This is a genomic window from Desulfatiferula olefinivorans, from assembly GCF_054657895.1.
In genome coordinates this window covers 60,773-75,788 of sequence record NZ_BAAHXV010000024.1, presented here as the reverse complement: position 1 = coordinate 75,788, position 15,016 = coordinate 60,773, and the positions used below count along the sequence as shown (strand labels likewise).

Annotated in this window: 13 protein-coding genes; 5 read left to right on the top strand and 8 right to left on the bottom strand. The window is 58.8% G+C overall.

The features are described 5' to 3' along the window. Positions 1–321 precede the first annotated feature (321 nt). The 5 genes from ACYQ11_RS15730 to ACYQ11_RS15710 all read left to right on the top strand — a co-directional run bounded on the left by ACYQ11_RS15730 (position 322) and on the right by ACYQ11_RS15710 (position 4,436). The gene (locus tag ACYQ11_RS15730) at positions 322–786 is read left to right on the top strand and encodes a DUF3015 family protein (RefSeq protein WP_459924761.1); all 465 of its coding nucleotides are present in this window, start codon (positions 322–324) and stop codon (positions 784–786) included. Between the two features lie 134 nt (positions 787–920). Beyond that, positions 921–2,714, top strand: coding sequence for an Lnb N-terminal periplasmic domain-containing protein (locus tag ACYQ11_RS15725; RefSeq protein ID WP_459924760.1), 1,794 nt, complete (start codon positions 921–923; stop codon positions 2,712–2,714). Further along, positions 2,714–3,496, top strand: a complete 783-nt coding sequence (ttcA, locus tag ACYQ11_RS15720) for a tRNA 2-thiocytidine(32) synthetase TtcA (RefSeq protein WP_459924759.1) — start codon at positions 2,714–2,716, stop codon at positions 3,494–3,496. Before ACYQ11_RS15725 ends, ttcA begins: the two co-directional genes overlap by 1 nt. A 57-nt stretch (positions 3,497–3,553) precedes the next feature. After that, positions 3,554–3,994: a cereblon family protein gene (locus ACYQ11_RS15715; protein WP_459924758.1), complete on the top strand. Its 441-nt coding sequence runs from the start codon at positions 3,554–3,556 to the stop codon at positions 3,992–3,994. A gap of 10 nt (positions 3,995–4,004) precedes the next feature. Further along, a complete protein-coding gene (locus tag ACYQ11_RS15710; protein WP_459924757.1) occupies positions 4,005–4,436 on the top strand; it encodes a LexA family protein in 432 nt (143 codons plus the stop codon). 48 nt (positions 4,437–4,484) lie between these two features. Here the strand turns inward: ACYQ11_RS15710 and ACYQ11_RS15705 are convergent, their stop codons facing one another. The 8 genes from ACYQ11_RS15705 to ACYQ11_RS15670 form a co-directional block, all read right to left on the bottom strand. Further along, positions 4,485–6,140 carry an N-acetylmuramoyl-L-alanine amidase gene (locus ACYQ11_RS15705; RefSeq protein WP_459924756.1) on the bottom strand — a complete coding sequence of 552 codons (1,656 nt, stop codon included), beginning with the start codon at positions 6,138–6,140 and terminating at the stop codon, positions 4,485–4,487. A 97-nt stretch (positions 6,141–6,237) separates the two neighbouring features. Continuing rightward, a complete protein-coding gene (gene mutS, locus ACYQ11_RS15700; RefSeq protein WP_459924755.1) occupies positions 6,238–8,895 on the bottom strand; it encodes a DNA mismatch repair protein MutS in 2,658 nt (885 codons plus the stop codon). Between the two features lie 24 nt (positions 8,896–8,919). After that, a complete protein-coding gene (locus ACYQ11_RS15695) occupies positions 8,920–9,312 on the bottom strand; it encodes a LapA family protein (RefSeq protein WP_459924754.1) in 393 nt (130 codons plus the stop codon). Between the two features lie 212 nt (positions 9,313–9,524). After that, positions 9,525–10,262: a UPF0280 family protein gene (locus tag ACYQ11_RS15690; protein WP_459924753.1), complete on the bottom strand. Its 738-nt coding sequence runs from the start codon at positions 10,260–10,262 to the stop codon at positions 9,525–9,527. Between the two features lie 3 nt (positions 10,263–10,265). Further along, positions 10,266–11,438: a deoxyguanosinetriphosphate triphosphohydrolase family protein gene (locus ACYQ11_RS15685; RefSeq protein WP_459924752.1), complete on the bottom strand. Its 1,173-nt coding sequence runs from the start codon at positions 11,436–11,438 to the stop codon at positions 10,266–10,268. A gap of 96 nt (positions 11,439–11,534) precedes the next feature. Continuing rightward, positions 11,535–12,386, bottom strand: a complete 852-nt coding sequence (locus ACYQ11_RS15680; RefSeq protein WP_459924751.1) for a P-loop NTPase — start codon at positions 12,384–12,386, stop codon at positions 11,535–11,537. A 127-nt stretch (positions 12,387–12,513) separates the two neighbouring features. Then, on the bottom strand, positions 12,514–13,272 hold the full coding sequence (locus tag ACYQ11_RS15675) for a LolA family protein (RefSeq protein ID WP_459924750.1): 759 nt from the start codon (positions 13,270–13,272) through the stop codon (positions 12,514–12,516). After that, positions 13,269–15,014, bottom strand: coding sequence for a tetratricopeptide repeat protein (locus ACYQ11_RS15670; protein ID WP_459924749.1), 1,746 nt, complete (start codon positions 15,012–15,014; stop codon positions 13,269–13,271). Before ACYQ11_RS15670 ends, ACYQ11_RS15675 begins: the two co-directional genes overlap by 4 nt. Positions 15,015–15,016 lie beyond the last annotated feature (2 nt).

Below are 15,016 nucleotides of genomic sequence, written 5' to 3'. Positions count from 1 at the left end.
TCCGACCAGAATCCGTCTTTTTTCGTTTTTGTCCGGTAGCCCAGAGAGAACTTCATGAGGTGTTAGTAGTTCACTGCCGTTATCTTGAAAAGTTTTTGTTATACCGGGGGTGGGCACGTTGTGTTTTTCCCGTCTTACCGTATGTAGCCCGGGGGGGGGGAAAAGCGCAGCGTGCCCATCAAGGTCTTGAGCGAATGATATTGATTCACAATTCCTTTTCATAACCACGGCTATGTATGCCGATCCCGCTAGTGCGGGGCGGTCAGACGATAGGCAGTTGTTCCGTTTTTTATGATTAACCCCAATACAAGGAGAACGACGATGAAAAAAATGATTCTGGCAATTTCCGTGATTCTGATGATGAGTGGCGCCGCTTACGCCAATACCGTTTCCCAGGACTGCGGCTGCGGTCTGGGCCGTGTTCTGATCGGCGAAAAGGAAGGGTTGGTCTGGAACCTTTTGGGCACCTGCCTGAACGGCACCTGCGGTAACCAGACCTTCGGTATGACCACCGGCACCCTGGGCTGCGACACCGGCGGAAAAATCGTGATGAACGAACAGGTCAAGATTTTCGTGGCTGACAACATGGATAACCTGGCCACCGATATCGCCGCCGGTCAGGGCGAATCCCTGGACGCCCTGGCTGAAATCGCCGGGATCCCCGCAGAAAAGAAAGCCTCTGCCTACACGGCGCTTCAGTCCAACTTCGACAGCATCTACCCCGATGCTCACGTCAGTGACGTGCATGTCAGCGCCAGCATCAACGAAATCATCGCCAATATCTGATCCGCATGATTGCATGTGATGGCCATCGATACGGGAAACGTCTGTTTCCCGTATCGTTTTTTTTGACCGTCTGTTTGTTGACGGCGATCGTTCTGTCGGGCTCCCGGATTCCGGCGACAGCGGATGAGCCGTACGTGGAGACGCTCCTTGAGACCGCCCGTGAACGGCGTCTTGCCGAAGACCGTTACTGGCATGTTCTTCTCCACTACCGGGACACCCTTTTCGGCCTCGAGAGCGTGGTCGATGATCCGGACTTCTTTCTGGCCAAAACGGGCAAGACCGATCCCCAGGCCGAACTCGACGCCCTGATCCGAACCTTTTTCGATCCGGACCGCATCGATAGCGAAACCTCCGTGTGTCCGTTTATCGCCCGTTACACCTGGGTCTTCGACAGGCTCGCCCCCGATGAATCGCGTCTTGCCCGGCTGACCTGCCCGGAGGTCGAGATGCTTGAACCCAAATCGGCCACCCTGATTTTCCCCACCTACTACCTGAACAACCCGGCCTCGATGTTCGGCCACACCTTTATCAATATCGAAACCGCCCATGCCCAGATCCTGCTCAACAACGCGGTGAATTACGCGGCCTATTCCGGCGACGCCAACAGCTTCCAGTATGTGCTCTACGGGATTTTCGGGGGGTTTCAGGGCTATTTTTCCATCCTGCCCTATTACAAGAAAATTCAGGAATACGGGGACATGGATCAGCGGGATATCTGGGAATACCGCCTGAACCTGACGCCTGAGGAATTGAGGCGCATGGTGTACCACATCCGTGAGATGGAGAACATCGGCACGGATTATTACTTTTTCGATGAGAACTGTTCCTACCATCTTCTGTTTCTGCTCGAGGCGGCCCGGCCTTCCCTGTCTCTGACCGATACCTTCGGGGTCTGGGTGATTCCCATCGACACGGTCAAGAAGATGAAAAACCAGGGCCTCATCGAAAGCGCCCGTTTCCGGCCGTCCAACGGCTCCCGGATCCGGCAGAAGCTGGATCTTCTGCCGAAGGCCCTGGACCGTCTGGCCTACGATATCTGCCATGGGAGCCGGGAGCCCTCGGCCATCGAGGCGCTGGATGCGGACCTTCCGCAAAAGATCCTCGTCAGTGACCTGGTGGGCGATTACATGAAGTACCGGCTGATCAAGGGCGAGGTCGGTCAGAATGAATACCAGACCGTGGTCATGCCCAACCTGCGGATGCGCAGCCGCATGGGGACGGCGCCGCCCGCTCCTCCCGTGGCGGTGCCCGCCGATCCGGCCTCGGGCCACGATTCATCCCGGATTTATGTGGCTGCGGGCCGAAGTCGTCATCAGTATTTTCAGGAGATCGGCATCAATCCCTCGTTCACGGATCTTCTGAACACCGACTACGCCGACCGTGAAGGCATCCAGATCCAGTTTTTCGACACCCGCCTGCGTTATCTCGATGAAGATCGGTCCCTGAAACTCGAACGGTTCGATCTCCTTGACATTGTGTCGCTGTTTCCCCGGAGCCGTTTTTTTAAACCCCTGTCCTGGAAAATGAGCACGGGATTCCGTCGGCTGCCTCTGCCGGACCACAGCCGGGCCATGATGTTCCGGGTGAATTCGGGGACGGGGTTTTCGTTTGAAATCCCCCATGCCGGGCTGGTGTTCGCCATGCCCGAGGTGGAAGCCCGGGCCTGCGACGATCTGGACGACAATCTGACCGTCGGCGCCGGTCTTCATCTGGGATTGATGAGCGAGCTGCATCCACGGTGGAAGGTGCTGCTCTCGGCCCAGGCCATGGCCTTTACCTCCGATCACGATCACCGGGAAACCCGGCTGTCCATCGAACAGAACCTGAAAATCGACCGCAACAACCGCCTGCGTCTGACCGTGCTGCGCGAAGCGGCCTTTGATGATGATTTCTATGAGGCGTCCCTGGCCTGGCAGCGGTATTTCTGATGAGTACGGCCCACGGTAAAGCTGAAAAGCTGCGCCGTCATCTGGTGGTTCTGGCGGCAAGGGCCATCAGGGATTACGCCATGATCGAGGACGGCGGCCGGGTGATGGTCTGCCATTCCGGGGGCAAGGATTCCTTTGCCCTGCTGGATGTCCTCCTGGCTTACCGCCGCCGGGCAAAAGAAAAATTCGAGATTACGGTCGTGGGCCTGGATCAGGGATTTCCGGGCTTTCCCCGGCAGGCCCTGCGGGACTATTACGAGGCCGAGGGCGTGCCCTTTCGGATTATCGATCAGGATATCGCCCGCACCCTCAGGGAGAAAATACCGCCGGGCAAAAATCCCTGCGGCCTCTGCTCCCGGCTCCGGCGCGGGGCGCTGTACCGTTTCGCCGAAGAACAGGGCCTGACCACCATCGCCCTGGGACACCACCGGGACGATATCGTGGAAACCCTGTTCCTCAACCTGTTCTACGGGGGAAAGATGAAGGCCATGCCGCCCAAGCTTCTGACGGACAGCGGACGGTGTGTGGTGATCCGGCCCCTTTCTTATGCGGATGAGGATGATTTGACCACGTACGCCCGTCTGATGGCTTTTCCCCTTGCCCCCGACAACCTCTGCGGCGCGGCCGAATCCACCCGGCGGGCAACCGTCAAGGCCATGCTCCGCCTCTGGAAAAAAGAACACCCCGGCCGCATCGAGACCATCTTCAACGGCCTTCGCCATATCGAACCCTCCCAGCTCGCCGATCTGAAACTTTTTGATTTTAAACACCTGGGCGTGTAAGATACGAACACACCCTGAAAAACAGGGGTGCAACCTCCGATTCAATCAGGCCAGGTGATGATGCACGCAGACAATCAAGGGATCGGTGTTAGGCCCGGTACCGAAAAAAATCGGCCGGTCCGGTCGCCGGTGGTGAGGGACGAGTCTCCGGATGCCCAGGGTGATCCGGGCCGCGTGCTGGTCTGCCGGTCCTGCCTGGCACCGGTGACGACCACGGCGGAAAAGATCGAGGTCAGCGGAGCCCACGCCCACAGTTTCACCAATCCCCACGGCCTTTTTTTCGATATCGGCTGTTTCCGTCACGCACCGGGCTGTGTGTATACCGGCGGAATTTCCTGCGAGTTTACCTGGTTTCCGGGGTTTTGCTGGCAGGTGGCGGTCTGCCGCTCGTGCATGACCCATCTGGGCTGGCTGTTCACCTCGGGCGGCAGCCGGTTCACCGGCCTGATCCTCAATAAACTGATCACCTGGACGGCGTCGGAAGGACGGCCGTCCTGAGGCATGAGACATGACACCTGATATCGCATCCATCCATGAGCCCTCGTTTGAAACGCCCTGTGACAGGCCCCTGTTCATGGTGCCGGTGACGGCGGGATTCCCTTCGCCGGCCGATGACTATGTGGAAGGTCGGCTTGACCTGAACGCCCATCTGGTCAAGCATCCGGCCGCCACTTTTTTCGTCAGGGTTGCCGGGGACTCCATGATCGGGGCGGGCATCCACCCCGGCGACATCCTGGTGGTCGACCGATCCCTGGAAGCGGTGGACAAACGCGTGGTCATCGCCGTGGTCAACGGGGAACTGACGGTCAAGCGGCTGCGGATGACACAGGGCCGCATCACCCTTAGGGCGGAAAACCCGGCCTACGCCCCCCTTGAGATCAGCCCGGACATGGAGTTTGAGATCTGGGGCGTGGTGACCACGGTCATCCATGCCCTGTAACGGCGTTGCCGGTCGTTTATGCCGGACAGCCGACAGCCTTTTTTCGGGTCAGGGAGGCGAGGTTTTTTTGATGTAGGTGCGGATACCGTCCACAATGGCGTCGCTGAGAAGGTTCTGGTAGTGGCTGTTTCTCAGCCGGTCGCATTCCCGTTTGTTGCTGATGAACGAGGTCTCGACCAGAACGGCGGGCATGCGGGCTCCCAAAAGCACATAAAACGGAGCCTGCTTGACGCCTTTGTTCTTGATGTGGCTGTATTTTGTCCGGACGCCTTTATACATGGAGTCCTGGATGTAGGTGGCCAGTTTGCTGGATTCGGTGATTTTGGTGTTGCGCATCAGGCTGTCCAGAATGGTCTGGAGGTCACTGATGTTCTTTTCCGACGTGGCGTTTTCCCGGGCCGCCACCGCCACCGAATCCTTGTCCCGGGCCAGGTTCAGGAAATAGGTTTCGATGCCGTAGGCCCGCTTGTCCCGGGAGGCGTTGGTGTGAATGGAAATGAACAGGTCCGCCTTTTTCCGGTTGGCGATCCGGGTCCGCTCCTCCAGGGTGATGAAGGTGTCGTCGGACCGGGTCATGATCACCTCAAGCCCCAGATCTTTGGTGAGTTTTTCGGCCACTTTCTTTGAAATGGCAAGAACGATGTCCTTTTCGTAGATTCCCTTGTAATATCCCGGGGCGCCCCGGTCCTGACCGCCGTGTCCGGGGTCGATGACCACCCGTTTGACGCCCAGTTGAAGCTGCTGGGCCAGATCGTCGCTGTTGATGATCGAACCGATGGACACGGCCGGTCCGCCGTGATCTTCCGGTTCGGCGTCCAGTTCGGGCGAGGAGGTTTTTCCCCAGATGTCGATGACCACCCGGGACGGGCTTCTCAGGGAAAAAATCTTGTAGTCCTTGTAGGTTTTGATGTCGATGACAACCCTGACCTCGCTGGGACTCTGGGCGGCGGCCCGGACACCCTGGACCCGCTCGTCGTCGATGGCAAGGTCGGTCTTGGATTTCGGGGAAAGGGCACTGTCGCGGATGTCGAGATACAGCCGTCGGAGCTTGTTGTTGTCCGGGTCCTTCTTCAACAGGCCGTGTTTGTAGGATACCGCCTGGTCCGTATCGATGACGATGCGGGTGCGGGTGGGCAGCGAACCGAAGCGCAGTTCCTTGATGGTTGCCGTGGCGGCGCCGGAAGGCGGCGGTGCGGCCGCCGAAGGCGTGTCGGTGCGGACGGGTCTTCGCTCAGGCTCAGGCTGCGCGGCGGGCTCGGCCTTTTTTTCGACCCGGGGCAGGGTCCGAAGCAGTTTGGTGGCTTCCAGGCTGTAGCGGCTTTTTCTGAAACCGGTGGTTTTTTCCAGATGGTCGACGGCCTCGGCCAGATCGTCGCTGCGTCCCGAATATCTGTGGAGATTTTTGTAGAGCACCCCGGTCATGTAGTAGCCTGCCGGCGCCCAGATCCCGTCGGGCTCCGCCCGGTAGACCTTTTTGAACCCCTCGATGCAGGACATCCATTTGTCCCGCCGGTTTTTCAGCTTCGGGTCCTTGAGCAGGGCGTTGTAGGCGTTCTCCGCCGTGTAGTAAAGGCATTCCGGGGTCGTGCATCGGGCGCCGGCAGCCGCGTCCGCCAGAACCGCAAGGACAAAAAAAATGACCGGAACCAGAACAAAGATCCGCGGTTCAGGCCGTCGTCGCAATGTAAAAAATAAATCAGACATAAAAAAACGTTATACTTTCCAGGTCAGGCTGTGCCGTGACCCGCATTTTTATATGAAAGACGACGGTTGCATGCGGCAAACGTCTTTCATGGTTCGTTCAACCGATCGCCTCATCATCCGAAACGCGTTTGGCCTGTTCCCTGAGTTCGTTCAGGACGTTCATCGCTTCAAGAGGAGTCATTGCAGAAATATCAATATTTTGCAACCGTTGGATGACCGGATGGGCCGGTTTTTTGAAAAGGCTCAGCTGAACCGGCTTTTTTGGACGGGCCGGTTCGTCCTTGCATCCCGCAGCCAGGCTTTTGCCCAGACTCCGGTTTAAGCCTTCGGATTCGTTTTCGATGGTGGTCAGGACGGTTTTGGCCCGTCGGATGATCGAGGCCGGGACCCCGGCCAGCCGCGCCACCTGGATGCCGTAACTCCGGTTGGTGGCCCCCTCGACGAGTTTTCTCAGGAATATGATGGTTTCGTTCCATTCCTTGACCGCGATGTTGAAGTTCTTGACCCGGGGTTTGATCCGGGAAAGGTCGGTCAGTTCATGATAGTGGGTGGCAAACAGGGTCTTGACCCCCCGCCCGTGGAGGTCGTGGAGGTATTCGGCCACGGCCCAGGCGATGGACAGTCCGTCGAAGGTGCTGGTGCCCCGGCCGATTTCATCCATGATGATCAGGCTGTTTGGCGTGGCGTTGTTCATGATGTTGGCGGTCTCTTCCATTTCCACCATGAAGGTGCTCTGGCCCTGGGACAGGTTGTCCAGGGCACCGACCCGGGTGAAAATCCGGTCCGTGACGGTCATGACGGCGGCCTGGGCCGGGACGAAGGATCCGATCTGGGCCATGATGCTGATCAGGGCCACCTGGCGCAGCACGGTGGACTTTCCGGCCATGTTGGGGCCGGTGATGAGGAGGACCTGGTTTTCCTCGTTGTCCAGGCGGACGGTATTGGGGACATAGCGCTCGCCGCTCATCATCTGTTCGACCACGGGATGACGGCCTTCTTCGATGTGGATGATGCCCGAATCGGTGATCGTCGGGCGCACATACCGGTTGTGGTCCGCCACGTCGGCCAGGGTCAACAGCACATCCGTAAGGGCCAGACGGCGGGCAGCCTCCTGGATGGCGGGGATATGATCCAGGACTTCCTGCCTGACGGCGCAGTAGATTTCGTATTCCCGGCCGCACCGTTTTTCCTGGGCCTCGAGGACCCGCGTTTCGAAATCCTTCAAATCCTCGGTGATGTAACGTTCCGCATTGACCAGGGTCTGTTTGCGGATGTAGTGGGCCGGAGCCTCCTTGGCCTGCCCCTTGGACAGTTCGATGAAGTAGCCGAAGACTTTGTTGTATTTGACCTTGAGCGAACTGAGGCCGGTGGCTTTTTTCTCCCGGACTTCCAGTTCGGCGATAACGCTTTTGCTGTCCCGGCTGAGCCGGATCAGGTCGTCCACCTCCGCATCATAGCCGGTTTTGATCAGTCCCCCCTCGGTGATCTGGGGCGGGGCGTCTTCCCGGATGGCCCTGTCGATCAGGGATTCTAAGGCCACAAGGGGACGGATGTCCGTATCGCTGCGGTAAAGAGGGCTGGACAGGCGGCCCAGGTTGTCGAACACCTCGGGCAGCACCGACAGCGACTGCTTGAGGGCCGTCAGGTCCCGGGCATTGGACTGGCCCATGGCGATCTTGCTGCACAGCCGTTCTAAGTCGTACACGGATTTGAGGGATCCGCGGATGGCCTGCCTCAGGGCAATGCTGTTTTTTGCTTCGTCGACGGCGTCTAAACGGGCGTTGATCGCCTCGGCGTCGATCAGCGGGTACTTGAGCCAGGTTTTGAGCAGCCGACTGCCCATGGACGTCATGGTTTTGTCGATGACGCTGATCAGGGTTCCCTGCCGGGTGCCGTTCCTTATGTTGTGGGTCAGCTCCAGGTTCCGGCAGCTGGAGTCGTCAATGACCAGGTGATCACTGAGCCGGTAGGTTTCGATGCGGTCCAGGTGCTCGATTTTCCGGAGCTGGGTTTCGAGCACATAAAACAGCAGAGCCCCCGCCGCGCCCACGCCGGCTTTCAAATCTTCACAGCCGAACCCTTCGAGGGAGCGGGTGTTGAACTGGTCGATGATGCGCTCCCGGGCCTTCCGGTAGTCGAACTCCCGATCGTCGAGAACGGTGACGGCAGACCGGGCGAAGGCGGTTTTGACCTTATCGAACCGATGATGGTTTTTGAAGGATTCGGAGACCAGGATTTCACTGGGAGACAGCTTCAGGGCTTCATCGAGCAGGGCCTTGAAATCGTCGGATTCGGCCAGTCGGAATGAGCCGGTGGAAATATCCAGGCAGGCCAGGCCCGATGTGCCGTTCTTCTTCGCCATGGCCAGAATGAAGTTGTTGGAACCGGCGTCCAGCAGCGTGTTGTCAAGAATCATCCCCGGGGTGATCACCCGGACGACTTCGCGGCGGACCAGGCCTTTGGCCGTGGCCGGGTCCTCGACCTGTTCACAGACGGCTACTTTCCGTCCGCTTGAGATCAGGCGGGCGATATAGCCTTCGGCCGCCTTGACCGGCACGCCGCACATGGGAACGGGATTGTCGGATTTTTTGTCCCGGGACGTCAGGGTGATTTCGAGGATTTCCGAGGCCTGGGCGGCGTCTTCGAAAAACATCTCGTAGAAATCACCCATGCGGTAAAACAAAATGGAGTCAGGGTGCTGCTCCTTGATCCTCAGATACTGCGCCATCATGGGCGTGGCGGTTGCTTGGGTCATAGCACACTGTCTGGATGAACGGGTTTAACCCTCGACCACCGCAGTGTTCTCGTCGGGAAGGGGGGTGTGGGGCCGGGATGGTTCGGCCGGTCTGCCGGTGTTTCGCTTGAGAAACTCCACTTCTTTTTTCAGGGCGGCGATGCTGTCCGTCTGGGACTTGGCGGCGGCCCTGAGCCCTTTGATGGTTTTGTCCGCCTGGAAGCGGCTGAACATGCCGGAAAACCAGGCCAAAAGAAAACCGACCAGGAAACAGCCCAGAAGGAAGAGGCCGTTGGCGACGGCAGGAAGGGTGTAACTGTAATAGATCAGATTGATGGTAAGGGGGTGTTGGGTGCTGAAAAACGGCCAGTTGCCCCGGATGATGATGCCCAGTGCGGCGACAAGCAGAACGAAGAAGGCTATTTTAAACTTTTTCATCAATATTCTCCTGTTACGATCACAACCCTAGCGTTTGAAAGGTTAAATAGATAACATAAAAAAGCGAACAAGCCAAACAGGGAATTGGTCCTTATTTTGGCATAAGGTAAAATCGGATCGGCCAAGCGACCGGTATCGGGGGCAATGTCCCTGTTTTACTTTGTGAATCGGCGCATTCGTTCGTTTTCAATTACGCTTTTCCCAATGAAAATTCAAGCCTTTTTTCCCAACCGGACCAGTTCCACATCACCCCACATGCCCAGCGTGGGCCCCACGACGATCAGGATGCCCCGGACCCCGTCGATGGATCGTCCGAAGGCCACGGCGTCGTCGATGTCCCGGGCGCTGCGGACCCGGTTGCCCACCGAGGTGGCCGCCGCATCGGCAACGAGGGCCGAATCCGACACAATGCAGACCGCATCGGCGGCGCCGAAACTCAGCGAATGTCCCACGGTCCCCGATGAGGTGCATACGGAAAACGGTTTGTTTCGTCGGTCGAAGGCGATGCCGATCTTCATGCTCAGCGGGGAGTTGCCCGCATAGATGCCGATGGTGACAGGCCCGCCGACCTGAAGAAAAATATCGCCGCCGTTTTCGACGATCACCTCGTCGGACAGGGCCAGGAGATCCCGCCCCACGTGTTCGGCCAGGGCTCCGGCCACCGAGGCCATGGGGCCGACGCCCGCGTTTCGGGACGCTTCAATCATGAGGCGGATGATGCCGGGGGCGGGTCCGGGGTCCGGAAAGGGGGCAAGGGTCGTGGCGAAGGCGGGACAGCGTTCGATGAAGGCCTCCAGGTAACCCCGGTAGACGAGCAGCTGCCTGACGGCTTCCGCCGTGAAGTCCCGCCGGGCCTGGATCCGCAGGTCGGTCTGGCCGGCCCTGACCGAAAAGGCGAAAAGGCCCGCACGATTCATCCGGCTTTGGTATACGAGGCGGTTGTCGAACATCGGTCAGAACACCAGGATTTCGGGTCTCATCGCCTCGGGGCATTGATCGAGGAAATACCGGTCCGTCATGCCGGCGATAAAATCCCTGACAATGGCGGCCCTGGGCATCGTTTGTCGATAGGCTTCATCCATGTTGGCCAGAAAGGAGGTCACGATGGGGGAGGTGTCCCGGCCCTGTTCCAGGTCGTCCAGATAGCGGGTGAACATGATTTCGAACAGATCCCGGATCCGGGTCAGGTGTTTTTTCGCCGCCGGATTGGTGTAGATTTTTTCAAGGTTGAAGGCCTTGAGATCCCGGATGGCCGCCGACAGGTCCGGGGAATAGGCGATGGCGTCTTTCCCGAGGCTGTTGGCGATGATGTCGGTGACCATGGTGTAGACCATGGTGCCGTTGGTCTCCCCGAGAATCCGGGTGCAGGACGGGGGCAGGTCGGACCGCCGGAGCAGCCCCAGCCGCATGGCGTCTTCGATGTCCCGCCCCAGGTAGCTGACGGTGTCGGCCATGCGGACCACGCAGCTTTCGAGGGTCATGGGGACCGGGCGCGGGTTTTGGCCTGAGACCGTGTCTTCGATTTCCCGCTCGAGATCCTCGAAGGTTTTGTTGCGCCGGGGCTGAAGTTCAGTGTCGTGGACTTCGCCGTTGTGGCTGAAGATACCGTCTAAGCATTGCAGGGTCAGGTTCCAGCCCCGGCCGTTTTTTTCGACCCGGTTTAGAAAATGGACGCTCTGAACATTGTGATGGTATTCACCGATGCCGGCGGCGGCGCAGAGTTCGGACAGGTAGCGTTCGCCGTCGTGCCCGAAGGGGGTGTGGCCGATGTCGTGCCCCAGGGCCACGGCTTCGATCAAATCTTCGTTGAGGGAAAGGGCCCGTCCGATGGTGCGGGCGATTTTCGACACGAGCTGCACATGGAGAACCCGATGGGTGATGTGATCGTTTTTGATCAGGGAAAACACCTGGGTTTTGTCGATGTAGCGTGTGTAGGCATGGGAGTTCAGAATCCGGTCCGTGTCCACGGAAAAGGCCAGGCGATAACCGCGGTCGGCGGTGCTGTCGGGGCGGTATCGTCTGGCGTGGGCGCTCAAGGCGGCATATGGGGACAACATGGCCCGTTCTTTTTCATCGAGCCGTCGTTTCAGGTCCAGGCTGTCCAGACGGGTTCGGGTCTCGGTCACATGGGCCTCCGGGGGCGGTGATGTTCGTCATGACGAACGCCCGTGGGGGCGAAACCCCACGGGCGGTTCGGTGGGCGCGGTCGGGGCGCTGACGGATCAGAGAACCTGGATCATGTTGGCGATGATCCGATTCAGGGCCACGGAGAAATCATCGTCACGGTGTTTGGTGATGATCGGCGTCCCGTCATCGGAGGTGACCACCACCTCGGGGCTGAAGGGCAGGGTACCCAGGAAGGGAATCCCCATGGTTTCAGCCGTTTTTTGCCCGCCGCCGCTTTTGAACAGGGCAATTTCGATATCGCAGCCCGGGCATTTGAACGGTCCCATGTTTTCGATGAGGCCGATGACCGGCAGCTTGACCGTCTGGCAGAAATTGATGGATTTCCGAACATCGGCCAGGGCCACTTCCTGGGGCGTGGTGATGACGATGGCTTTGGACTCGGGGATGTTCTGGACCACGGTCAGGGGTTCGTCGCCGGTGCCCGGAGGGGCGTCGATGATCAGAAAATCAAGGTTACCCCATTCAACCTGGCCGATGAACTGCTGGATCATGCCGGTTTTGGCCGGGCCCCGCCAGATGACCGCCTGGTCTGCGTCCTGCATCAGCGACTGCATGGAAACGACGGTCAGGTTGTCGTTGTGTTTGTAGGGAACGAGCTTGCGGTTCGGGGAAATGTCGAGCAGGCCGCTCAGTCCCATGATTTTGGCGATGCTGGGGCCATGGAGATCCACGTCCATCAGGCCGGTCTTGAATCCCTTGTCGGCAAGGCCCGTGGCCAGGTTGGCCGAGATGCTGCTCTTGCCCACACCGCCTTTGCCGCTCATGACAAAAATTTTGTGTTTGATTTTCGAAAGCGCCTCACGGATCATGGTTTCCTGTTTGTCCACACCGGTGGATTTTCCGCAGGCGGTTTGTTTTTTTGCTTGGTCCATACTGTCATGAATCATGGTCGACTCCTCATTGCGTAATACGTACGATGGTTGATCAGGGACAGACACCCTTTTGGGATAACGCATCATCCAAAATTGAATCTTATGCTTTATCACGCCTGGCCATGCTCTGTCACATGCTTTTTCAGAGGTCGGGAATTTTAAAGGTGTCGGCGGAAAGATCGGGGTTGGGATTGATTTGATCGACCCGGATGGTCAGGGTCCGGTCGTCCCGCTCGATGCGGATCAGCTCCGGCAGGGCGGTCGATGTCCCGTCAGGCGCGGTGCCCAGGGCCGGTCGGACATGATGGTGTGTCCCTTTCCGGTCGTATATGTCGAAGGCCGCAACCCGGCCTCCGGCGTCAAGGTCGACGGTCTGGACCACCCGGTCTTTGCACCGGTAGAGGGTCAGCACGGAGCCGCCCCCGGGGGCGGGGGCCAGGGTTCCTGAACGGTGCGGCATGATCGGGACCCGCCCGGTCAGGTAGGCGATGATCCGGTCGGTGGTCAGCGGCAGGGTGGTCAGTCGTTCCAGGTCGGGGTTGCGTTTCCGCCGGATGACGGGGTCGTGCTCGCCCGTATGGGAGACGAGACTCAGCACCCTGCCGTCATAAACCAGGGTTTCGACGGGCCTTCCTGAAAAAAGAACGACCAGCCGGAGACGATCGGGCCGGCCGGCGGCCCAGCCCAGCCTGAACCGGGTCTTTTGGGGGCCGTCCGTGAGGGTCAGTTCCCCCAGGCCGTTGACCGTATTGACCGCGGTGCCCGCAGCGTCGATGCGGGCGAGGACGGCGTCGACGCCGGGGCTGTGGACCGGAGGGCCCCAAAGGGCGCAGCCCGGGGGAAAGAAAAGCAGGGTAAACAAAAGGAACCGGACACGGATGAGCGGGCTGCGGATCATCATGGGTCGAGGTGGGTCCGCTGGTTGATCAGGCGATCGATTTTGTCCTGCAGGGCGTTTGCATCCTTTTTCTTGTTTTTCAGGGAACGCTGATAATACTCCAGGGCTTTCTGGGGGTTGGCCGTCTTGATGAGGGCGTCGCCCAGGTGTTCGAGCAGCACCGGATCATCGGGAATCAGGCTCACGGCTTTTTCCAGGGTGGCCACGGCTTTGTCGTAATGCCCCTTTTTGTAGTAGACCCAGCCCAGCGAATCGGTGATGTAGCCGTCGTCGGGTTTGAAGGACAGGGCCCGTTTGATCAGGTCTTCGGCCTCTTCCAGGTTTCTGCCCAGATCGGCATAGGTGTACCCCAGATAATTCAAGGCGTTGGCGTCTTCGGGATCCAGGGCGATGACCTTCTTCATCTCCGCGATACAGGCCTCTCGGTCTCCGGTCTTGTCATAGGCCACGCCCAGTCTGAAATACAATCGGGTGCTGGCCGAGTCGACGGCAATCCCCCGGCGGTACATGGCCACCGCTTTGTGAAGCAGGTCCTCCTCTTCGTAGAAGGAGCCGAGATACAACATGAATTCGATGTTTTCCGGCAAAAACTCCAGCGCCTTTTCCAGCAGGGCGACGGCTTTGCCGTTTTCGCCGTTGTCCATGTGGTGAAAGGCGCTGATCAGGACGGCCTTCTCATAATACCGGGAGTCGGGCGACACCTGTTCAAAGGCCCGGACCGCTGCGGTAAGGTTCTTGGTCTCTTCATGGCAGAGACCAAGGAAATAATAGAGGTCGTCCTTGCGGGTCGCCGTTTCAAGAAGCCCTTCGATCAGGTAGACGGCATCGGTATGGTTGTTTTTTTTGATGTAGTGGCGGACCACGTGCCGTAAAATGTCCGGGTCGTCGTCACTGCGGACGCCCAGATCGATCAACAGATTCCGGGCGGAGTCCTTGTCGCCTTTTTTGCGGTAGACCAGGGCAAGGGCCAGGGCCGCCCGGATATCCTCGGGATTCTGTTCGAGAATCCGGGTGTAGATCTCGGGCAGAAGGTGGGTTTTCCCCTGGGCTTCATGGATCTGAATCAGGCTGTAGAGGGCTTCGATCAGATCCGGGTTCAGGGTCTGCGCTCTCATCAGCTCCGATTCGGCGGCATCGAAGTTGCCTTCGACCATGTAGAGCTTGCCCAGGTAATAATGGCCGGAAAAGGATTCGGGAAATCGCTCGCAGAGCCGTTTGAAGGTCAAGATGGCCTTGGCGGTCCGGTTCATTTTGGCGTAAAGGCCGCCCAGAAGGTAATAGACCGCCTGGTCATCGGGAGTGAGGGAGATGATTTTCTCGAAGATGGCCGGGACATCCTCCTCTTTGTTCTGGATGAGCCGGACCTGGGCCAAAAGCCCCAGGTATTCCGTATTGTCGGGCTGCTCCTCAAGGCCTTCGCCGATCAGGTCCAGTGCCTGCGGAAGCTCGTTTTTGTAAACCAGAAGCCGGGCCAGTTCGATTTTGAGAAAGGTGGAGGATGGATCGGCGGCGATGGCCTGGTTCATGGCGTCAAGGGCCCGGTCCGGATCGCCTTTCTTCCGACTGATTTCCGAATGGAGAAAGTGAAACACCTCGGGCTTGTACCGGGGCGTCAGGACGGCATCGGGCGTCGCCTTGCCCGGCCGGAGGGCCGGACCGCAGGCGGAAAAAAGAAAGGCAAGGGCCAGAAGGCAACATGCCCATAGCCTGGTGCCGGGGATTTTTGAATCGGAAAATACGTTCATAC